This window comes from Sulfitobacter sp. F26169L, from assembly GCF_026410285.1.
Lineage (GTDB): Bacteria > Pseudomonadota > Alphaproteobacteria > Rhodobacterales > Rhodobacteraceae > Sulfitobacter.
In genome coordinates, this window is sequence record NZ_JAPMLP010000027.1 from 1 (window position 1) to 481 (window position 481).

The following is a 481-nucleotide window of genomic DNA, read 5'->3' on the forward strand; positions in this document are numbered from 1 at the left end:
GCTTGATCTCCACCTTGGTGCCGCCGCCGAAGGTCCAGGGGGTGATGTAGTGCTGGTGGCAGTAGTAGGTGGCGATGTCCTCGGGCTGCAGGCTGCTGATGGTGAAGGTGAAGTCGGTGCCGCTGCCGCTGCCGCTGAATCTGCTGGGCACGCCGGTGTATCTGTAGCTGGCGCTGTAGATCAGCAGCTTGGGGGCCTTGCCGGGCTTCTGCTGGTACCAGGCCACGGCGGTTCTCACGTCCTGGCTGGCCTGGCAGGTGATGGTCACTCTGTCGCCCACGCTGGCGCTCAGGCTGCTGGGGCTCTGGGTCATCTGGATGTCACATCTGGCACCTCTCAGCCACAGCAGCAGGAGCCCCAGGAGCTGAGCGGGCACCCTCATGTCCATGGTGGTCTAAGCTTCGTGTCAAGGACGGTGACTGCAGAAAAGACCCATGGAAAGGAACAGTCTGTTAGTCTGTCAGCTATTATGTCTGGTGGC

Annotated in this window: 1 protein-coding gene; it reads right to left on the minus strand. The window is 61.7% G+C overall.

Annotated elements, in window-relative coordinates:
* On the minus strand, positions 1–313 hold a 313-nt coding region (locus tag OS189_RS18775; protein ID WP_267168828.1), incomplete at its 3' end, for an immunoglobulin kappa light chain variable domain-containing protein.
* Positions 314–481: the final 168 nt, after the last annotated feature.